This window comes from Prevotella lacticifex, from assembly GCF_019973375.1.
GTDB lineage: Bacteria > Bacteroidota > Bacteroidia > Bacteroidales > Bacteroidaceae > Prevotella > Prevotella lacticifex.
Window position 1 is genome coordinate 583217 of record NZ_BPTV01000002.1, and the last position, 21577, is coordinate 604793.

At 53.0% G+C, this 21577-nt stretch carries 13 protein-coding genes; 7 read left to right on the top strand and 6 right to left on the bottom strand.

The features are described 5' to 3' along the window. Positions 1-171: 171 nt before the first annotated feature. Positions 172-1365, bottom strand: coding sequence for a serine palmitoyltransferase (gene spt, locus LDN30_RS12755; RefSeq protein WP_223927449.1), 1194 nt, complete (start codon positions 1363-1365; stop codon positions 172-174). A 194-nt stretch (positions 1366-1559) separates the two neighbouring features. On the opposite strand from spt, the gene LDN30_RS12760 reads away from it, so the two are divergent. Continuing rightward, a complete protein-coding gene (locus LDN30_RS12760) occupies positions 1560-2576 on the top strand; it encodes a diacylglycerol/lipid kinase family protein (protein ID WP_223927447.1) in 1017 nt (338 codons plus the stop codon). A gap of 7 nt (positions 2577-2583) precedes the next feature. Further along, positions 2584-3282, top strand: a complete 699-nt coding sequence (locus LDN30_RS12765) for a tRNA1(Val) (adenine(37)-N6)-methyltransferase (protein WP_223927445.1) — start codon at positions 2584-2586, stop codon at positions 3280-3282. Positions 3283-3419: 137 nt separating this feature from the next. On the opposite strand, the gene LDN30_RS12770 is transcribed toward LDN30_RS12765, so the two are convergent. Further along, the gene (locus tag LDN30_RS12770) at positions 3420-3671 is read right to left on the bottom strand and encodes a hypothetical protein (protein ID WP_223927443.1); all 252 of its coding nucleotides are present in this window, start codon (positions 3669-3671) and stop codon (positions 3420-3422) included. A 1426-nt stretch (positions 3672-5097) separates the two neighbouring features. Between LDN30_RS12770 and lon the strand changes: the two genes are divergently transcribed. The 4 genes from lon to LDN30_RS12790 all read left to right on the top strand — a co-directional run bounded on the left by lon (position 5098) and on the right by LDN30_RS12790 (position 11798). Beyond that, the gene (gene lon / locus LDN30_RS12775; RefSeq protein WP_223927441.1) at positions 5098-7563 is read left to right on the top strand and encodes an endopeptidase La; all 2466 of its coding nucleotides are present in this window, start codon (positions 5098-5100) and stop codon (positions 7561-7563) included. Between the two features lie 12 nt (positions 7564-7575). Next, positions 7576-8703: a tRNA guanosine(34) transglycosylase Tgt gene (tgt, locus tag LDN30_RS12780; RefSeq protein ID WP_223927439.1), complete on the top strand. Its 1128-nt coding sequence runs from the start codon at positions 7576-7578 to the stop codon at positions 8701-8703. Between the two features lie 135 nt (positions 8704-8838). Further along, the gene (locus tag LDN30_RS12785; RefSeq protein ID WP_373316566.1) at positions 8839-9963 is read left to right on the top strand and encodes an LptF/LptG family permease; all 1125 of its coding nucleotides are present in this window, start codon (positions 8839-8841) and stop codon (positions 9961-9963) included. A gap of 8 nt (positions 9964-9971) precedes the next feature. Next, the gene (locus tag LDN30_RS12790; protein ID WP_223927437.1) at positions 9972-11798 is read left to right on the top strand and encodes a DEAD/DEAH box helicase; all 1827 of its coding nucleotides are present in this window, start codon (positions 9972-9974) and stop codon (positions 11796-11798) included. Positions 11799-12129: 331 nt separating this feature from the next. Here LDN30_RS12790 and LDN30_RS12795 read toward each other — a convergent pair whose 3' ends face one another. The 4 genes from LDN30_RS12795 to LDN30_RS12810 form a co-directional block, all read right to left on the bottom strand. Beyond that, positions 12130-13620 (bottom strand): IS1182 family transposase, encoded by a 1491-nt coding sequence (locus LDN30_RS12795; RefSeq protein ID WP_223927435.1) that lies wholly within the window; start codon positions 13618-13620, stop codon positions 12130-12132. 888 nt (positions 13621-14508) lie between these two features. Beyond that, positions 14509-15585, bottom strand: a complete 1077-nt coding sequence (locus LDN30_RS12800; protein ID WP_223926469.1) for an IS110 family RNA-guided transposase — start codon at positions 15583-15585, stop codon at positions 14509-14511. Between the two features lie 836 nt (positions 15586-16421). Continuing rightward, positions 16422-16856 (bottom strand): hypothetical protein, encoded by a 435-nt coding sequence (locus tag LDN30_RS12805; protein ID WP_223927433.1) that lies wholly within the window; start codon positions 16854-16856, stop codon positions 16422-16424. Between the two features lie 390 nt (positions 16857-17246). After that, a complete protein-coding gene (locus tag LDN30_RS12810) occupies positions 17247-18923 on the bottom strand; it encodes a formate--tetrahydrofolate ligase (protein ID WP_223927432.1) in 1677 nt (558 codons plus the stop codon). Between the two features lie 1004 nt (positions 18924-19927). Between LDN30_RS12810 and LDN30_RS12815 the strand changes: the two genes are divergently transcribed. Next, positions 19928-21568 (top strand): dipeptidase, encoded by a 1641-nt coding sequence (locus tag LDN30_RS12815; protein WP_223927430.1) that lies wholly within the window; start codon positions 19928-19930, stop codon positions 21566-21568. Positions 21569-21577: the final 9 nt, after the last annotated feature.

The window sequence follows — 21577 nt, forward strand, 5'->3', positions numbered from 1 at the left end:
GAAAATTTCCTTGCTTATTTTTCATGGTAACGGTGCACAATACACCTGCGATTACGTAGAACTCGCAATCGATGACTGCAATAAAAAAGAAGATACGAGAGAAGTGTACGGGCTATATACATTATTATATATATAGCACCGATACTCTTCAATCGTTCTTACTAACACACATTATTTCTTTATGATGCCCTGCTCGACGAAGATTTTCTTCAGTCGCTGGACACCTTCCTCGACCTGTTCCTCGGTGTGGGTGGCCATGAGGGCGAATCGCACGAGAGTATCCTGCGGCGCGCAAGCCGGCGGGATGACTGGGTTGATGAACACACCGGCATCGTAGGCGAGCTTTGTCACGAGGAATGTCTTGTTGATGTCGCGCACGTAGAGCGGGATAATCGGGCTCTCGGTATCGCCAATCTCGAAGCCCTCCTCACGGAAGCGCTTCAGGGCGTACTTCGTCACGTCCCACAGGTGCTGCTGACGCTCGGGCTCGTTCTCGATGATGTGCAGGGCCTCCATGGCTGCTGCTGTAGCGGCAGGAGTGTCGCTGGCCGAGAAGATGTACGTGCGGCAGTTGTGACGGATGTAGTTGATAGTGTCCTTGTCGCCGGCGATGAATCCACCGACGGAGGCCAGACTCTTCGAGAATGTGCCCATGATGAGGTCGACATCATCGGTGACACCGAAATAGTCGCACACGCCACGGCCCTGCTTTCCGAAGACTCCGAGGCCATGGGCCTCATCGACCATCAGCGAGCAGTTGTATTTCTTCTTCAGTTCCACAATCTCCGGCAGCTTGGCCAGATCGCCCTCCATGGAGAAGACGCCATCGACGACGATGAGCTTCACGGCCTCGTGGGGGAGCTTTTTCAGCACGCGGTCGAGGTCCTCCATATCGTTGTGCTTATAGTGGAGCGAGGTAGCGAAACTCAGCCGGCGTCCGTCGACGATACTTGCATGGTCGCGGTCGTCGCAGATGATGTAGTCGCCACGGCCCACGACAGCGGGTATGACGCCTGCGTTGACGGCAAAACCCATAGAGAAGCACAGCGCGTCGTCCTTATGCTCGAAGGCGGCGAGCTCCTTCTCGAGCTGCACGTGGATGTCGAGGGTACCGTTGAGGAAACGGCTTCCGGCGCATCCCGACCCGTACTTGTCAAGAGCGCGATGGGCCGCGTCGATGACCCGCTGATCATTAGTCAGGCCCGTATACGCATTCGACCCGAACATAAGAATCTTATGCCCATCGATGTCGGTGACCTCCGTACTTTGTTTGCTTGTAATTTCCCGAAAATAAGGATATACACCAGCCTTCATGAATTTCTGAGGCTCGCGGTAATTCTTATACCTTTCTTGTAACTGTCCCATTTTAGTTATGAAAATGCGCAGCCACAGAGTGGCTCCACAATTTTTTAATTAGGCTGCAAAGTTACGAAATATTTGAAATATACGGCAACATTTTTCCGGAAATATTGAAAATCCATGAAATTTTTGCGTGTTTTCGCCTTAATGCGCAAGGATTTTCTTACCTTTGCATTTTCCGAATGGTATAAATCAAACCTATGAAGCACATAACATTCATCCTCAACCCCATATCCGGAACGGTGAGCAAGGCCGGCATTCCGGCCCTCATCGAGGAGCGTGTCGACAGGAGCAAGTTCACTTTCTCCATCGAGGAGACCCAGTATGCCGGTCACGGCACGGAGATAGCAGCTCAGGCTGCCTACCGTGGCGACGACATCGTCGTGGCTGTCGGCGGCGACGGCACCGTCAACGAGGTTGGCAAGGGGCTTATCAACACCGATACTGCCTTGGGAATACTGCCCTGCGGATCGGGGAACGGGTTGGCCCGCCACCTGATGATTCCGATGAACGCGGCGAAAGCCCTCGACATCATCAACGACGGCGAAATCCACAAACTCGACTACGGTACCATCAACGCCATGCCCTTCTTCTGCACCTGCGGCATGGGTTTCGACGCGTTCATAAGCATGAAGTTTGCCGAGGCCGGCAAGCGGGGTCTGGTGACCTACGTGCAGAAGGTACTTGAGGAGACAGCACGCTATAAACCAGAGACTTACGAGATTGTCGACAACGGTGGTTCAAGCCATTACAAGGCTTTCCTCATCAGTGTCGCCAATGCGTCGCAGTATGGCAACAATGCCTTCATAGCCCCACAGGCCTCGATGAGCGACGGTCTGCTGAACGTCATAATCATGGAGCCCTTCGATGCTTTAGAGGCCCCGCAGGTGGCCCTGGAACTCTTCAACAAAACCCTCGACAAGAACACGAAGATAAAGACATTCAAGACCGAGAGCATTCTCATCCACCGTTCTGAGCCGGGCCTTATCCACTTCGACGGCGACCCGAAGATGACCGGTGCCGATGTGGAAATCAGGGTCCATAAGGGTGGCATCAATATGGTGGTGAACAAGAACGCCAACAAGGCCGCGCGGCAGCCCAACGCCCTGCAGACGGCTTTCTCGGAGGTTTTCTACGACATCGACCGACTGCGTTCGTCGGTGGTGGCACAGGGGCGCAGACTCCAGGATGTCGTCCGCCGCACATTACAGATTTAACCCGACGATGTTCACATTCCGACAGTTTGCCGTCGACGACAGCATGACGGCCATGAAGGTGGGCACCGACGGCGTGCTCCTCGGAGCATGGGCCGCCGGCGGGACACGTATCCTCGACATCGGAACGGGCAGCGGTCTCATAGCCCTGATGATGGCGCAGCGATTTCCGCAAGCCCTCGTGACGGCCATCGACATCGATGCCGACGCGTGCCGTCAGGCCGTGGCCAACGCCGCGGCATCGCCTTTCGGCAGCCGGATTACGGTCGTCAACGCGTCGTTGCAGGATTTTGCCGCGACGGCCATGCCACAGTCGTTCGATGCCATCGTGAGCAACCCACCCTATTTTCAGAATTCCCTCCTCTCGCCCGATGCCCGCAGGACGGCCGCGCGCCACACCGCCTCGCTGTCGTTCCGCGACCTTATGGGCGGTGCCCGGAGGCTGTTGGCCGACGGCGGTGTGATGTCGGTCATCGGTCCCGCCGATGCCGAGTCCGACATGGAGGGTGAGGCCATCATCAGCGGGATGTCCGTAGCCGCCACCGTCGCCGTGAGTACCCGCCAAGGCAAGCGTCCCCGCCGTTTCATGGCCCGTCTCGTCAATGGTCCCGCCACCACCTACGACCACTCAGACGTTATCCTCACTGCCCCCGATGGCCGCCGGTCGGAGTGGTACCATGAGCTGACAAAGGAGTTTTATATTAGGTGAGGGGGCAGCGGCAAACGGCATAATGCGTAGAAAATATCCATAACATACATTCACCGTAGGACGGGAATATTCTTTATCTTCTGACAAAAACCAAATAAAATGCGTCGTAAACATTCACCGCAGGGCGGGAATATTCTTTATCTTCTGACAAAAACCAAATAAAATGCGTCGTAAACATTCACCGCAGGGCGGGAACATTCTTTATCTTCTGACAAAAACCAAATAAAACCACTTGCGTTTGCAAGGGCTTCGCCCATTGTCTCTTCTCCGTCACCGCCTTGCTCCGAAGCAAGCTTCGGCAAGCCGGCGACAGAGAAGAAACAGCCTTCGTGCCTCAGGCTTGCAACCGCAAGAAAAACCTGCAAAACCGCTGATGCCGCAAAATTCATACCATGGGAAAAGGTTGAGCTTGTGGACGGGTGAACCTATGAATAAGGATTGTGGACGGCACCTAACCCTGCCTACCCGCCCCTGCAAGTGGGTAGGTGCAGCACATGTAATCGCCGCCAACCGTTTTGCCTCCGTGATCCATTTGCAGGGGCGGCCTTTATGGCCGTCCGGTCGGTCGTCAGACCGAATACACGTCTTCCTTTGCATCTTCGAGGCGACCGAACGACCCCTAACCTGCATACTCTGCAAGGGCATTACGTTGGTAATCTATTGATAACTAATGTGTTGCACGCATCCACCGTAGGGGCGGGGTTTATCCCCGTCCTACCAACAGCGGACAAGATACAAAGCAAATTCCCCGCAGCAGCGAGGGAGGGGATAAGCCCCACCCCTACGGCGACAGAGTGTCGCAAGTGTCTTAGTATCAGCGGTTTACGCAGAATATTACGACTTGTCTAACGTCAGAAATAAATGCAGAGATTCGGTCGTCAGACCGAATAATCGTATTCATTTGTCGATTCGGGGCCAACTAACGGCCTAATCCTGCCCGCCTTTCGAAGGCGTTGGCTTGGTAATCCATTGATAACTAATGTGTTGCACGCATCCACCGTAGGGGCGGGGTTTATCCCCGTCCTACCAACAGCGGACAAGATACAAAGCAAATTCCCCGCAGCAGCGAGGGTGGGGATAAACCCCACCCCTACGGCGACAGAGTGCTGCAAGAGTCTTAGTATCAGAGGTTTGCGCAGTTTCTTAGATAGTGTTGTCATCGTCGGAAATAAATACAGAGATTCGGTCTGACGACCGACCGGACAGCCACGAGGGCCGCCCCTGCAAGCGGATCACGGAGACAAAGGGTAAAACAACGTTTATGGCCGTCCAAGCACCACGAATAAACGATGGCCGTTGGCAGGGCGCGGGTAGGCAGAATTATGGGCCGTTGGCAGCCAACGGGCAATTATCTTTGTAAATATAATTCATTCCTTTAATTTTCTTCCGTCATCATCGTAATTCACTGATTATCAAACCGTTTACAATAGGTATCGTTTTGCATTGCAAAACGGGCCATTTCACAACGCAAAACGGTACCTTTCGCGACGCGAAAAGGACCGTTTTGCAGGGCCAAATGGGCCGAATGGATTTTATGTAAAGATAATTCAGAATAAAACCGCAGTCATTAGAACAATATAGCTGGCTATAGCTCCTATAGTTTCTATAGTGGCTATCGCTCCTATAGTGGCTATTAGTTTCTATAGTGGCTATCGCTTCTATAGCACCTATAGCTTCCCATCAAGCCCTATAGCGCGCCCCGCCAATTTTATATTTATTATCAATAAGATAGGTGGTATTCGGTTTTTTATTTGTACCTTTGCACCCTAATAGAAAATTCAGTATAAACCAAGAAAGGAAAGATATATAACTTCAATGCGAAAGAAACAAAGCATTCAGATGATAGCCGACTACGATGGCGACGCCACCGATCTGCTCACCAGCGGCGGGGGCGGCGAAATGCCAATCCTCACCACGCGCAACGTGGTATTCTTCCCGGGAGTGCTCACCCCACTGCTCATCGGCCGCAAGAAGAGCCTCAACATCATCAAAAAGGCAGAAGACAACACGTTTATGGTCTTCGCCGTCTTCTGCCAGACCAACGAAGATACCGAGGACCCGGGCGAGAAGGACATCTTCCGCACCGGTGTGATGGCACGTCTCGTCAGGGTTATCGATGTGCCCGGCGACGACAACACCCGCACGGCAATCATCCAAGCCCTCGGCCGCTGCCGCCTGAAGTCGGCCAAGAAAGGCCGCAACTACCTCACCGGTGTCGTCTCGCCGGCCACGGAGAAATTCCCCGAAGATGACGACATAGAGTGGCTCACGGCCATCAAAAGTCTCAACACGGCCACGACGGAGTATATCCACAACAACGACGATATGCCCGACGAGGCCGAGATGGCATTCCAGAATATCCACAACCCGATAGTGCGGACCAACTACACCTGTTCGTCGCTGCCCCTGAGCATCAAGGACAAGATGCACCTCATCGAGATCGACAGCATCAAGGACCGCCTCTTCGAGCTGCTGAAGATTATGAGCCGCGAGAACCAGTTCCTCGACATGATGCAGAATATCCGCATGAAAACCCACGAGGAACTCGACGCCCAGCAGCGCGACTACTTCCTCCACCAGCAGATAAAGAACATACAGGCCGAACTCGGCGACGGTTCCGGCAACAGCGACAGCGACGAGCTCACCGAGAAGGCTAAGACGAAGAAGTGGTCGGCGGAGGTGAAGAAGGTCTTCGACAAGGAGATGCGCAAACTCGCCACCCTCAACCAGCAGAGTGCCGACTACAGCGTGCAGCTCAACTACTTGCAGACTATCGTCTCGCTGCCGTGGAACGAGTTTACCACCGACGACCTCAGCCTGCAGCGCGCCCGCCGCATCCTCGACCGCGACCACTACGGCATGGAGAAGGTCAAGGAGCGCATTCTCGAATACATAGCCGTGCTGCAGCTCCGCGGCAATCTCAAGAGCCCCATCCTCTGCCTCTACGGACCACCGGGAGTGGGCAAGACATCGCTCGGAAAGAGCATCGCCGAGGCCCTGAACAGGAAGTACGTCAGGGTGTCGCTCGGAGGACTGCACGACGAGGCCGAGATCCGTGGTCACCGCCGCACCTACATCGGAGCCATGCCGGGACGAATCATCCAGAGTCTGCAAAAGGCAGGGACGAGCAACCCCGTGTTCATCCTCGACGAGATCGACAAGGTGACGCAGAACACCATCAACGGCAATCCGGCATCGGCACTCCTCGAGGTCCTCGACCCCGAACAGAACAAGGCGTTCCACGACAACTATCTCGACATCGACTACGACCTCTCGCACGTGATGTTCATTGCCACCGCCAACGACCTCAACACCATTCCGAGGCCGCTCCTCGACCGTATGGAGATCATTGAGCTCAGCGGATATATCACCGAGGAGAAAGTGGAGATAGCCCGCCGCCACCTCATACCTAAGGAACTCTCCAACACCGGCCTCGACACCGTGCAGCCGAAGGTGACATTCACAAAGAAGGCACTCGAGAAAATAATTGAGAACTACACCCGCGAGAGCGGTGTAAGGCAGTTGGAGAAACAGATAAACAAGGCACTGCGCAAGCTCGCTTACCAGAAAGCCCTCGACGGCGAGATGAAGTACCACAGCGTGACTCCCGACAAGCTCGAGGAGCTCCTCGGCAAGCAGCCCTTCTACCGCGACATCTATCAGGGCAACGACTATGCCGGCGTCGTCACGGGACTGGCCTGGACAAGTGTCGGTGGCGAGATTCTCTTCATCGAGACATCGCTGTCGCGAGGCAACGGAAAACTGACCCTCACCGGCAACCTCGGCGATGTCATGAAGGAGAGTGCCATCATCGCCCTCGAATACGTCAAGGCCCATGCCGATGTCCTCGGCATCGACTACCGCCTCTTCGAGCAGTGGAACATACATATCCACGTGCCCGAGGGAGCCACACCTAAGGACGGACCGTCGGCGGGCATCACCATCGCCACGTCGATAGCGTCGGCTGTCACCCAGCGGAAGGTGCGCAAGAACACCGCCATGACGGGCGAGATAACGCTGCGCGGAAAGGTTATGCCCGTGGGAGGCATTAAGGAGAAGATTCTCGCTGCCAAGCGCGCCGGCATCACCGACATCGTCATGTGCCAGGAGAACCGCAAGGACATCGAGGAGATTCCTGAGAAATACCGCACAGGGGTGACCTTCCACTATGTCGAGAACGTACAGGACGTGTGGAATTTTGCCCTCACCGACGAGATTGTCGACAACCCCGTGCACTTCACCATCGAGGACAAGAAAGACGACAAGGAAAATAAGAAGTAGAGACGAAAAAAAATGACATTCGAACTGCAACACACTGACGATGCCTCCGACGCGCGCGCCGGAGTCATCACCACCGACCACGGACAAATCCTTACACCCATCTTCATGCCGGTGGGCACCGAGGGAGCTGTCAAGGCCGTTCACTTCGACGAGCTGCGCGAGGAAATCAAGGCCCAGATTATCCTCGGCAACACGTATCATCTGTATCTCCGGCCGGGACTCGACGTGCTGCGCGCCGCCGGAGGCCTGCATGGCTTCAACGGCTGGGAACGCCCCATCCTCACCGATTCGGGCGGCTTTCAGGTGTTCTCGCTGACGGGCATCCGCAAACTCTCGGAGGAGGGATGCGAGTTTCGCAGTCATATCGACGGATCGAAACATTTCTTCACACCGGAGAACGTTATGGACACCGAGCGCATCATCGGTGCCGACATCATGATGGCCCTCGACGAGTGTCCGCCGGGACTCAGCGACTACACCTACGCCAAGAACAGCCTCGCCATGACGCAGCGGTGGCTCGACAGGTGCATAAAGCGCTTCGACGCCACAGAGCCGCTCTACGGCTACCGCCAGAGCCTCTTCCCCATCGTGCAGGGATGCACCTACAAGGACCTGCGAGTCGAGGCAGCAAAGTTCGTAGCCGACAAGGGCGCTGACGGCAATGCCATCGGCGGACTCGCCGTGGGAGAGCCCACGGAGGTGATGTACGAGATGATAGAGGTCGTCAACGCCATCCTGCCGAAGGACAAGCCGCGATACCTCATGGGGGTGGGCACCCCGCAGAACATATTGGAGGCCATAGAGCGTGGCGTCGATATGTTCGACTGTGTCATGCCGACACGCAACGGCCGAAACGCCATGCTCTTCACCTACGAGGGAACGATGAACATGCGAAACAAGAAGTGGGAGACCGACTTCTCGCCGCTCGACGAAGGCGGATGCCATATCGACAGGGTGACGACGAAAGCCTACCTCCACCACCTCTTCAAGGCTAAGGAGCTGCTGGCCATGCAGATAGCCAGTATCCACAACTTGGCGTTCTACCTGCGGCTCGTCACCGACGCAAGGCAGCATATCATCGCCGGCGACTTCACGAAGTGGAAGGCTTCGGTCATCGACCAGCTCGGAAGGAGACGGTAAAAAGAAAACGGAAAAACAATGGACTATAGCAAGATTAGAAAATATCGCCGACTGCTGAAGGCCCGCCGACAGGCGCTGCGCGGAGCCCGGAGGTTGGGGAACCACATGCGATGGATGAAACCCGTGGTGAAAATCATGGCATGGATGCTGTCGTGGCTCAACCCGCGGCGATATATCAGTCTGCTCGACTGGTACATTATCAAGAAGTTCATCGGAACATACGTCTTCTCCATTCTCCTCATCATCTCCATAGCCATCGTCTTCGACTTCAACGAGAACCTCTCGAAGTTCACGCAGTACCATGCGCCGTGGAGGGCAATCATCTTCGACTACTACGCCAACTTCATTCCCTACTACTCCAATCTGTTCAGCCCGCTCTTCGTCTTCATTGCCGTCATATACTTCACCTCGAAGCTCGCCGGCAACTCCGAGATAATAGCAATGATGGCTACGGGAATGTCGTTCCGCCGACTCCTCCGGCCGTATATGTTCTCGTGTGTGCTCATAGCCCTGACGACGTTCTACCTCAACGCCTATGTCATTCCCCATGGCACCGTCATACGGCAGCAGTTCGAGAACCGCTATCGCCGAAACAAGGTCACCAACGCCGCCGACAACGTGCAGATACGCCTCTCGAAGAGCACCGTCGTCTACATGCAGCACTACGACGACCAGATTAAGCGCGGCTACGGATTCAGCCTCGACAAGTTTGAGGGCAAGAAGCTCGTAAGCCACATGACAGCCAGCGACATACAGTACGACACCATCGCCGAGTCGAAATACCACTGGACAGCCAACAACTGGAAGGTGCGTACGCTGCGCGGACTGAGGGAGAAAATCCAGATGGGAGCCGTCAAGGACACCGTCATCCCCATGGAGCCCGCCGACCTCATCTACTCGAAGGGGCAGCAGGAGACCTTCACGAGCCCGGAGCTGAAACGGTATATCAGCAAGCAGACGTCGCGAGGGGCGGCTAACGTCAAGCAGTACGAGGTCGAATATCACAAGCGAATAGCCATGTCGTTCGCATCGTTCATCCTCACCATCATCGGAGCATCGCTGTCGGCAAGGAAGAGAAAAGGCGGAATGGGACTGTATCTCGGTGTGGGATTCGCCCTGAGTTTCGCCTACATTATGCTCCAGACGGTCTCATCGGCTTTCGCCGTACAGGCCAACATGCCGCCGCCACTGGCCGCATGGACTCCAAACATTATCTTCGCGGTGATAGCTCTGTTCTGTTACCGCCAGGCACCTAATTAATTAATGAAATGAAATTTGAAGATTTAGACTTAAACGACGACGTGCTCGACGCGCTCTACGATATGCGCTTCGACAACTGCACGCCAATACAGGAAAAATGTATACCCGAAATCCTCAGCGGCCGCGACGTGCTCGGTGTGGCCCAGACGGGAACGGGAAAAACGGCGGCCTACCTGCTGCCGATACTCAGCAAGCTCGCCGACGGCGGCTATCCCGACGACAAGATAAACTGCGTCATCATGAGCCCCACACGAGAGCTCGCACAGCAGATCGACCAGGCCATGCAGGGATTCGCCTACTATCTCGACGGAGTGAGCAGCGTGGCCGTATACGGAGGCAACGACGGCAACCGCTACGACCAGGAACTCAAGAGCCTGCAGCTCGGTGCCGACGTGGTAATTGCCACTCCGGGACGATTCATATCGCATATCTCGCTCGGAAACGTGGACCTCAGCAAGGTGAGTTTCTTCGTTCTCGACGAGGCCGACCGTATGCTCGACATGGGATTCTCGGAGGATATCATGACCATCGCCAAGCACCTGCCGCCGACGTGTCAGACGATAATGTTCTCTGCCACAATGCCTAAGAAGATTGAGGACCTCGCCAAGACGCTCCTCCACAACCCCGTAGAGGTGAAATTGGCCGTGAGCAAGCCTGCCGAGAAAATCCATCAGATGGCATACGTCTGCCACGAGACCCAGAAACTCGGAATCATCAAACATCTCTTCAAGGACAACGACCTGAAGAGGGTCATCATTTTCTGCGGTTCGAAGATGAAGGTCAAGCAGGTCGCCGGGGCCCTGCAACGCATGAAAATCAACTGCGGAGAGATGCACTCCGACCTGGAGCAGGCCGAGCGCGACGATATGATGTTCAAGTTCAAGAGCGGACAGTACGACGTCATCGTAGCCACCGACATCATAGCCCGCGGTATCGACATCGACGACATCCAGATGGTCGTCAACTACGACGTGCCACATGATGCCGAGGACTACGTCCACCGCATTGGCCGTACGGCACGCGCCGAGCGCGACGGCAGTGCCATCACGCTCGTCAGCGACGACGATATGGTCTACTTCAATCAGATAGAGAAATTCCTTGAGAAGGAGGTCGAGAAGCTGCCGCTGCCCGAGGGCCTCGGTGAGGCACCCGAATATCGCAAGTCGTCGGCCAAGAGCCGCCGGCGCAAGGACCGCGACCGTCAGAGCCACAAGGACAAAAAGGAGAGAAACAACGACCGTCCGCGCTCGCAGCGCCGGCCGAAGGGTCAGGGCGATGGCGCAGCACAGCAGACCGCTGACAACGGTCAGAACCAGCCGAACGGCAACGATCGTCAGGAGAATAAGCCAAAGGATAATCAGCGCCGCGGACAGCAGAAGCGTAACGACCGCCGCAACGACCGTACCGAAAACGAGAATCCGGCTGACACACAGCGCAACAGCGAGGGCACAAAGCGTGGCCGCAACCAGAAACGCAACGATAATCCTAACAACGACAACCGCCGCAAAGGAAAGAGTCAGGACCGTAACGCCGCTACCGACAACGGTGGCGACAACAGCCGCAACGGCAGAAAGAACCGCGCTGCCAACAACGACAGCCGCAACGCTAACGGCAAGAACAGCCGTAACGCGAACGGCGAAAAGAACCGCAGTGGCGAGAAGAGCCGCAAGGGTCGCAACGGCCGCAGGAACAGTTCCAAGGACTCTCAGAGCCAGTTCCACTCGACAAAATACGACATCCGCGACGAGTTCGAAATCCCTGAGAAGAAGGAGTCGGGCCTCAAGAAGCTCATCAAGAAGCCTCTCAAGTGGCTCCACATCATCGGCCGAAAGTAGCAGGGCGCCCATAGGCCCCGGCCTATAGTTTCTATAGCTGCTATAGCCTCTATAGTTGCTATAGTTGCTATAGCCCCTATAGTTGCCTATCATCGCCTATAGCTCCTATAGTAGGGGTGGGGGTTATCCGAAGCTGCTGAAAAAGTACCTTTTTCAGAAATGTGCTATATAAATTCAATTCGCATTGCATATTCATACTGCCCATACAGCCCTGACGCCATGCCATTTTTGTACAAGTTTTGGCTTTCGACTAATGAAAAATTAACTGTGTTACGGGGCTTATAGAGCCTCTGTGGCTGTCTATAAGAAAGAAAGACTAAAATGGCTCCCGTTAGCCATTTTTTCGCGTTAATTTCAAAATTCGCATTAAATTATACGCAAAGATGGTCATGGCACCCTGTATTTTCATACTATAGATGCCATATGATAGAGTCTTGCGATAGCCGTATACGTTCTTTAGTATCGCGTTTACTTGTTCTACCTTAAATCGCTCCTTTATTCGTTCTCTAAATTCCGGGGTCTTGCAGAACTTCATTTGCTCTTCCTGTTCTGGGGTCTTTATCGGAATGGAGTAGTATCGCGTCTTTGAGCCTTGCTTGAGGCATTTGTCTTTGAGCTTGCAGCATTCGCACTTATCGGGGTCAAATCTAAACTGTAGTCTGTCATTGCCCTTACCTTTTTTCTTATATCTGATTATTGACTTGCCCACTGCTAAATGCCCGGCAGGACAAGTGTACATTCCAGCGTCCTTGTTGAGTTCAAAACCGTCATCCTTATTCTCATTGCTTTTGTACAGCATAGGATTCGGCCTTGCATAAAGGGTGAATTTCTCTTCCTTGGCAAGTTTCAGATTGTTGTCTCCTCCATAGGCCCCGTCGCCGAGCACGTCATCCACCTTCTTGTCTTCTTCGGTTGCGCCCAGATTGTTCTTGCTCTTTTGCACAAGGGTGCGCAGCTCTTTTCCATCAGCCTTCTCACCGGTAGTTATATTGGCCGCCGTGATTATCAACTCCGGGGTAGTCATAATTTCAGTCTTGTAGCCGAAGAAAGAATCTTCTGATTTATGACCGACACGGGCATCATTATCCTTTACCGATGTCGTAAAGTGGTCCTCGATGTCCTCTATCGTCTCCTCAAGAAGATTAACGTTCTCTACGACAATGGGTATGTCGCTCATGATTTTCTTTTCCCGAATAATGGATATAAGTTCGCGGCTGTACGCCATTTCAGCCTCAAGATTCTTGCCCGACGGCTTCTCCGGAAACATTTTCCGGTATGTGTCAGGCTCTTTAGTGTTGTCATATATGCTTGCTCTGAGCTTCCTGCTTCGAAGCTGGAGAATCTCGACGGGCGCAAATGGATTGTAGGTCGAGCACGTGTGCGTGGCGTCCACAATCAGGGTGCGGGATTTTATTACACCAAGGTCAACAGCCAGCGCAACACTCTTGGTAATCAGGAAATCAAGCAGATTCGAGTCGGCCAGACGCTGGCGACGGAAGACACTCAGCAGGCTGGGGTCTATTACAGGATCTTCAGGAGCGAGGTCAAGGAAATATTTGAATGCCATGTCAGACATACAACGTTCTATCAAACCTCTGTCCGACATGCCGTACAGGCATTTCAGGAACAAATATTTGAACATTCTGACAGGGTCTTCAGCAGCCCGCCCCATTTTGACATTGTATTTCTTTTCCACCTCTTCACGGACAAAATTGAAGTCAATTTTATCTTTCAGAATTCTGAGCTTATGAGTTTTTGGCACAACAACATCGTAAATTGTGCTATAAGAACTCAATTGGAGTTTGGTTTGTCGTGACAGCATATTCAAGTCATCTTAATACGTTGTAAAGATACTAATTTTCAGTCACATAGCCAAATTTTTCAGGGATTATTTTGAGGCCATAATTGCATAAATATAACATAGAGCACACAAATTGGGAGAGTTGCCGGACTTTTTCAGCAGCTTCGGGTTATCCCCACCCTTGCAGCTGCGGGGCGTTTACCTTGAATCTTGTCCGATGCTGGTAGGACGGGGATAAACCCCGCCCCTACGGTGGATACGTGCAACACATTAACTATCAACGGATTAACAACATAATACCTTTGAAGAGAAGGTGGGGTTAGGGGCGGTCGATTGCCCCGAATCGACAAATGAATACGATTATTCGGTCGAAAGACCGAATCTCTGCATTTATTTCTGACGTTTGACAAGTCGTAATATTCTGCGTAAACCACTGATGCTAAGCCGCTTGCAGCACTCCGCCACCGTAGGGGTGGGGTTTATCCCCACCCTCGCAGCTGCGAGGTGTTACCTTGATTCTTGTCCGACGCTGGTAGGACGGGGATAAACCCCGCCCCTTCTATGTTGCAAACCAAATAATTGACTTTTATTTATTTTTCTTTAACTCTGATTATCAGCATTTTAGCATTTGTTGTACTTTCGTATAGGGACACGAAGCCTTGGATAGTGACTTCTGTCCTATCAAGAGAACGCCCAAAGAACGGTTGTCATCAGGCGTAAGATTCATTAAAAAATCCCATCAAACCAACTTCTATCAGTGATACCCATTCGGGTTCACGGTTTACTGCTCAATTAATGACAGGAAAAGCGCCACAAACTACGAGAAAAGTGCAGTCATTAGCTCACCAAGGGGCGGGTAGCAGTCGCTTATATCGAAAGTGTTTTCTAGGATTTCCTTTATGATGTAACCTATTGGCATTCCTTGTAATCTTCGCCGTACTTGAACACGTGCCATAACCTGGTGGCAAGTTTTCTGGCTACGCGTATTACGGCCTGGTTCTTCTTCATGCGCTGACAGTACTTGCCGAAAGCTGAGGCCATTTCCCGGTCATAGCGTATGGTGGTCCATGTACTTTCAACGATCATTCTTCTTATCTTTTGGTTTCCACGGGGTGTTATCTCGCCAGCATTCTCGTTCTCGCCAGAATCATCCATGGTAGGAACGAGTCCGAGATAGCTTATGAATCTCCTCAATCCCGTAAAACGGTCTGGCGTAACGGCTTCCGTAAGGATAGTCATCGCCGTTATCATCCCTATGCCGGGAATAGCTATAAGGCGGTTGTAGGCCTCGGCGTAGGCCTCGCTCTTCGTCAGGATCCTTATCTCCCTGTTGGCCCGGAGAAGCAGCTTTCTATAGTACTCAAGCTCTTCAATCATCATATCAAGGGCAATCCTTTTGCCTGATAGAAGAGTGACTTCCTCCCTAAGCCATTTGATGAAGGCCCGTGTCCAGTGGGAGCGATAAGCGGCGAACGGTTCCGGGTATGAGACGCCGTTGGTATACAGCAGGTGTTTTATGCGGCACTTGACACGGCAGATGTCCTTCATTATCGTCTGTCTGGTCCGCATCAGTTCCCTGTCTCCGAGCTTATCCTTAGGCGGAAGGTAAACGGCTTTCAATTCGCCATTGCTTAACGAACGTGCGAGCTTGGCAGAATCCACCGCGTCCGTCTTCGACAGCCGTTCCTTCTGCGATGTCGGCACATCGGCGGCGTGAGTTATGATGCAGTCAACGCCAAGATCACGAAGCTCGTAGCAGCTTGAGTAACCGCTGAATCCTGACTCGTAGACAGCGTGGTAAATACCTCCTGGGTAATTCTTCTTCAAGTGCTCGAAGAGTGCCTTCGGACTCGCCGGCTGCGTGAAAGTCTTCTTGTAATTGCTGTCTTTCAGCAAAATGGTTACCGACCAAGTCTTTAAATGTACGTCAATTCCTACGTAAATGTTTTGTCCTTTGAAGGAAATTTTGTTACTTTGCAATTTCATAGGGTGATACCGTTTTAATTATTGTTATTTTTTATTTATCTCTGCAAAGATACGATAATTATTCGGTTAGCCCTACTTTTTTTTGCAGAATTAACGTCTCAGAATGTGAAGTCTCAAGGAAAAGGAGTAATCTCAAAACCATGAAAAACACAGAAGCCGAAGCAGCATGTTCTGATGCACGTGAGGGCGTTAGCCGATGCAAACATAGTAACTACGGTGGATGCGTGCAACACATTAGTTATCACTCGCTTAGTCCGGGGTTATTGACGATTCAGCCCCGTCGGGGCTGGTAGCGGATAGTTTGGGAACGTGTATATAATAATGTGGTCGTCAGGAATCAACGGGTAAATAAATCTATTCGGTCTTACGACCGACCGGACGGCCACGAGGGCCGCCCCTGCAAAGGGATCATTAACGCACATCGCAGCACAATGAATCAACAAAATATGTATACGGATTGCACAATGATTCCGTGAAATCTGTGTGACATACTCTCACGGGAGTTTTATTCTCACGGATTAAACAGATTACACGGGTTTTTCTTGAATGATTTTCTTCTGCTAATTAATCTGTGGAGATCCGTGGAATCTGTGAGACCTATTCTCACGGAAGTTTTTATTCTCACGGATTGAACAGATTACACGGATTTTTCGCAATGATTTTCTTCTGGCTGATTAATCTGTGGAGATCTGTGGAATCTGTGAGACATGTTCTCACGGGAGTTTTTATTCTCACGGATTGAACAGATTACATGGATTTTTTTGCAATGATTTTCTTTTGCTTGATTAATCTGTGGGGAGCTGTGGAATCTATGTGACCCTTGTGGCTCGTGAAGGTCACGCGGTGGTGAAATTAAAGAAGTGTTTGCGGATGAGCCATGTGCGGACGATCCAGGCGACGAGGATGGTATCGCTGACAATCTCATAGATAAGGCCCCACGGACTGGGGATGTCGGCGGCGAAGATGGTCTTCAGGAGCCACACCACAAGGTCGATGTTGAAAATCCAGTTCCATAAGCGGTCGCGGTCGGAGTAGATGACGCGGCGGAGGCCGTTGTCAGGGACTTCTACATCGGTCGTGGACTCTAAGAATTTATACATGCTCCTTATCGTTATCGCGTGGTTGCCGGGCGGCATCATGATGACGATGTCACGTCCCTTGGCGATGCCAACCATGCGTCCGTCGATGAGGATATAATGGGGTATGCGAGCCATCAGACTGCCTCTGACAGAGAGGATTACACCCGATTGTTCTGCGATGTTATTATTCATTGTTATTTTTCTGATATGGTGCCGCAAATAGCGTTGAGCGAGTGCGGCGGTTGTGCGGCGGAGGTGCCACGCAATAACAGCATGCCTCGAATTCATTGCCACCGTGATCCCTTTGCATTGGCGGCCAAATGATGGCATACCGCAAATCCATTGCCGTGCAGATTGCGTGCCGCATATATCTCATTATCAACCCATTGCCACCGTGATCCCTTTGCAGGGACGGCCTTTAGCCGTCCGGTCGGTCGTCAGACCGAATCTCATCAGTTCCTTCGGTCGGTCTTAAAGCCCTAATAAACGTTTATTTGCTTTGTTGAGCCAAGCTGACGACAACAGGGGTCGCACCCTGCAAGTGGATCATCAACGCCTGACCGTGGCTCACCGGCCCGCGTTCTAACTCAGTCCTACGATGCGCCCATCGACGACATCGATATTGACGGCCTGAGGAACGTTCGGCAGCCCCGGCATGCGCAGAATGTTTCCGGCTATGGGGACAATCATTCCCGCACCGCTGTTGATGACAATATCGGCGATGTCGAGGTGGAAACCGTCGGTAGGACCGTAGGCTTTCGGGTCGGTGGAGAAACTGTATTGCGTCTTGGCTATACACACCGGCAGATGCTCGAGGCCGAGCTGCTGGATGCGGAGGAGCTGACGGCGGGCCTTGCGCGAATAGCTTATCGTTCCAGCACCATAGATATTCCGGGCTACGGCCTCAATCTTCTGTTCCACGTTTTTGTCATCGTCGTAGAGCATGTGCAACGGCTCCGACGGCCGTTTGTTGATGGTCTCGACGACCTTTCGGGCCAGTGCCTCTGCACCGGCACCACCTTTCATGAACGCCTCGTTGACGGCAAAGGCCACATGGAGGTCCTCCTCGCAGTGGCGGCGCACCTCCTCGATTTCCTCGGCGGTATCACCGGCGTAGAGGTTGAAGGCGACGACGATGCTCTGTCCGAAATGTCGGATATTCGCCACGTGACGGTCGAGATTCCAGAAACCGTTGGCCACACCTGCCACATTCGGCTCCTTAATCTTCTCGTAGGGCACCCCACCATGCATCTTCAGGGCCTGGAGGGTGACAACGACGACGGTGACGTCGGGGGCGAACCCTGCCTTGCGGCATTTGATGTCGTAGAATTTCTCCGCTCCGAGGTCGGCACCGAAACCGGCCTCTGTGACGGCATAGTCGCCATAGGTGAGGGCTAACTTCGTGGCCATGATGCTGTTACAGCCGTGGGCGATATTGGCGAACGGTCCACCATGGACGAACGCCGGTGTGCCCTCGGTGGTCTGCACGAGGTTCGGTTTGATGGCATCGAGGAGCAGGGCCGTGATGGCCCCTTCGACATGCATGTCGCGGACGTAGAAGGGATTGTCGGAATAGTCGAAACCGAGGAGGATATTGCCGATACGCCTTTTCAGGTCGTCGACGCTGGTGGCGAAACAGAGGATGGCCATAATCTCCGATGCCGGTGTGATGTCGAAGCCCGACTCACCGATGATACCGTTGGAGTCGGGACCGAGACCAGTGATAATCTGTCGGAGGTTACGGTCGTTGACATCCATGACGCGCCGCCAGAGCACCGTTTTCAGGCGGAAACCGTCGGCGGCATGCTGATAGATGTAGTTGTCGAGGAGAACCGCAATCATATTGTTTGCCGAGGTGATGGCATCGAAGTCGCCGGTGAAGTGGAGGTTTATCTTCTCCATCGGCAGCACCTGGGCGTAGCCACCACCGCAAGCACCGCCCTTGAGGCCGAAGCAGGGACCGAGCGACGGCTCGCGAAGGGCTACGACGGCCTTCTTGCCGATGGCGTTGAGGCCGAGGGCCAGTCCTACGCTGACCGTTGTCTTGCCGATGCCGGCCTTCGTCGGCGAGATGGCAGTGACGAGAACGAGGTGATGACTGCGCATGCGCTCCTCGTCGATGGCATCGGGCGATACCTTCGCGATGTATTTTCCATAGGGTTCCAAGAGCTCTTCGTCGAGCCCCATCTCACGTGCTACTGAGGATATTGGCACCATCGTCGTCGACTGTGCAATCTCTATATCCGATTTCTGTGTCATTGCGTTTATATTGTTGTAACTGTATATTTCTTGCAAAAATAATGCTTTTCTTCCGTTCCAACAAGATATTTGGCGTCTTTTTGGCTCAGCGGATATATTATGTCACTGAAACAATAATCTCGCAATCAAATATCAGCGTGCTCAATAATCCAAACCAATAAAGCCCTCTGAAGATTACTCGCCTGTCACCTTGATAAATCAGAACCCGCTGTGGATTGGTGAAGGCAGTGACCTTCACCAATCCACGGGTATGCGTTAACCCTAAATCTCTATTCTGATTATCAGCTCATTACAGTTTATCTATGATTTGGTGTGACGCATTGGCAGTGTAACCTCCTTGAAAGAACTGTTGAATAGACAATCATAAATTGAGACCAAAACCAATAAAAAACCTGTTGTCAGCGCCAAGGACTTTCGCCCTTTGCCATTTGGGCTTTGAGGGTTTGTGAGAGGCTGGCCTCTCTCCGCCCTCAAAGCCCAAATGGCAGATCCTCCTCCGTCGGATCTTGGGGCTGACACAAAGGAAAACCATCAAAACAGGCAAACGCGACAGAGATTAGGTCTGTCGACCGACCGGACGGCCACGAGGGCCGCCCCTACAAGTGGGTCTCGTTGGCAACACATTGATAATTAATGTGTTGCACATATCCGCCGTAGGGGCGGGGTTTATCCCCGTCCTCGCAGCTGCGTTATATTTGCTTTGTATTTTGTCCGCTGTTGGTAGGACGGGGATAAACCCCGCTCCTACGGCGGCAGAGTGCTGCAAGAGTCTTAGCATCAGCGTTTGGGCAAGCTATTAGGTAGGGTTATAGGCCTTCAGAAGAAAATATAGCGATTCTTCGCGGCATGGTGCGTTTGCGGAAATATGTTGGCGGAGCGATGATTATGCCATGTCGAATGGAATTGAAATGAAAGAGCCGTTGATGCCGCAGGGAATATTTGGGGCAATCCGTTGGTGGGATGAAAATGTTTTAGTACTTTTGCGTTGTAAAAAACAATAAGAAATGAGAAAACTGACATTAGCCATTGCGGCGCTCTTCGCTTTCGTCATGGAGAGCAGCGCCTGCACCAATTTCATTGCTGCGAAAGGAGCCACCGTCGACGGCTCCGTGCTCTGCACCTATAACGCCGACGATTACGGTATGTTCACCAGTCTGTGCCACTATGCCGCAGGCACTCACCGCAAGGGTGAGATGCGTGAGATTATCGACTACGACACCCATGCCTCCCACGGATTCATTCCCGAGGCTCCGGTGACCTATAATGTCATCGGCAATATCAACGAATATCAGGTGAGTATCGGTGAGACTACCTATGGCGGCCGCGAGGAGTGTGTCGACACTACCGGTCAGATTGATTACGGTTCATTGATGTACCTCGCCCTGCAACGTTCGAAGACGGCCCGCGAGGCCATCGGCGTGATGACATCGCTGGCCGAGAAGTACGGCTACAACAGTGAGGGTGAGACGTTTACAATCTGCGACCCCAACGAGGCCTGGATTATGGAGATGCAGGGTTGCGGTGGCGACAAAAAGCAGAAAGTCGTCTGGGTGGCCGTCCGTATTCCCGATAATGCCATCAGCGGACACGCCAACTGCAGTCGCATCGGACTGCTGAAGGGCTATAACACTGAGGTTCTGCACTCGAAGAATGTCATCAGCTTCGCCCGTCAGAGAGGGTGGTTTAAGGGTAAGGACGCCGACTTCTCGTGGAAGGCCGCCTACTCGCAGATTGGCTTTGGCGACCGCCGCTGGTGTGAGGCCCGTGTGTGGTCGTTCTTCAACCACTTCAAGGATATGAGCCGGTGGACGGCGTGGGCTGCGGGTAAGGATGCGAACGCTGAGGACATGCCTCTGTGGATAGTTCCGAACCGCAAACTCTCCGTTGCCGATATGGAGGCCTGCATGCGCGACCACTACGAGGGCACACCTTTCGCCCTCGACAGCGATGTGGCTCAGGGCAACTGGGCTATGCCTTACCGTCCTACACCATTGGAATATGATGTCGACGGAAAGAAATACTTCAACGAGCGTCCTACGTCGACCCAGCAGACGGGCTTTACCTATGTGTCGCAGCTGCGCGGATGGATGCCCCGTGAGATTGGCGGCGTTACGTGGTGGGGCAACGACGACGGCAATATGATTGCCTATGTGCCAATATATTGCGGCAATACGGTTCAGCCGGAGTGCTTCAATACCCCCGGTGCCGATGCGGTGACATTCTCGGACAAGAATGCTTACTGGGTGTGCAATTGGGTTAGCAATATGGTCTATCCCCGCTACAGTCAGATGTTCCCGGCACTGAAGGCCGTCCGCGACTCGCTGGAGCGCAGTTGGTTCGACGAGCAGGCCGGTGTGGAGAAACATGCCGCTGAGCTCTATGCCACGAACAAGGCTGAGGCCCTGAAGTTCCTCAACTACTACAGCAACCGCCGCGGTGCCGAGATGCTCGACCGCTGGAAGCGTCTGGCCACATATCTTATAGTGAAATATAACGATATGGCCGTGAAACCGGAGAAGGACGGAAAGTTCCTCCGCACCAAGACTGGTATCGGTGTTCCCGTTCAGCGTCCCGGCTACAGCGATTATATGCGCCACGAGATTGTGAAGCTCACCGGAGATAAATATAAGGTGCCGGAGAAATAATAGAGAATA

Excerpts from the sequence above, each read along its gene's own strand:
- LDN30_RS12800 (WP_223926469.1), bottom strand. The coding sequence starts at position 15,585 with ATGAAATTGCAAAGTAACAAAATTTCCTTCAAAGGACAAAACATTTAC.
- LDN30_RS12815 (WP_223927430.1), top strand. The coding sequence starts at position 19,928 with ATGAGAAAACTGACATTAGCCATTGCGGCGCTCTTCGCTTTCGTCATG.
- LDN30_RS12790 (WP_223927437.1), top strand. The coding sequence starts at position 9,972 with ATGAAATTTGAAGATTTAGACTTAAACGACGACGTGCTCGACGCGCTC.
- LDN30_RS12785 (WP_373316566.1), top strand. The coding sequence starts at position 8,839 with ATGGCATGGATGCTGTCGTGGCTCAACCCGCGGCGATATATCAGTCTG.
- tgt (WP_223927439.1), top strand. The coding sequence starts at position 7,576 with ATGACATTCGAACTGCAACACACTGACGATGCCTCCGACGCGCGCGCC.
- lon (WP_223927441.1), top strand. The coding sequence starts at position 5,098 with ATGCGAAAGAAACAAAGCATTCAGATGATAGCCGACTACGATGGCGAC.
- LDN30_RS12795 (WP_223927435.1), bottom strand. The coding sequence starts at position 13,620 with ATGCTGTCACGACAAACCAAACTCCAATTGAGTTCTTATAGCACAATT.
- LDN30_RS12765 (WP_223927445.1), top strand. The coding sequence starts at position 2,584 with ATGTTCACATTCCGACAGTTTGCCGTCGACGACAGCATGACGGCCATG.
- spt (WP_223927449.1), bottom strand. The coding sequence starts at position 1,365 with ATGGGACAGTTACAAGAAAGGTATAAGAATTACCGCGAGCCTCAGAAA.
- LDN30_RS12810 (WP_223927432.1), bottom strand. The coding sequence starts at position 18,923 with ATGACACAGAAATCGGATATAGAGATTGCACAGTCGACGACGATGGTG.
- LDN30_RS12760 (WP_223927447.1), top strand. The coding sequence starts at position 1,560 with ATGAAGCACATAACATTCATCCTCAACCCCATATCCGGAACGGTGAGC.
- LDN30_RS12770 (WP_223927443.1), bottom strand. The coding sequence starts at position 3,671 with ATGAATTTTGCGGCATCAGCGGTTTTGCAGGTTTTTCTTGCGGTTGCA.
- LDN30_RS12805 (WP_223927433.1), bottom strand. The coding sequence starts at position 16,856 with ATGAATAATAACATCGCAGAACAATCGGGTGTAATCCTCTCTGTCAGA.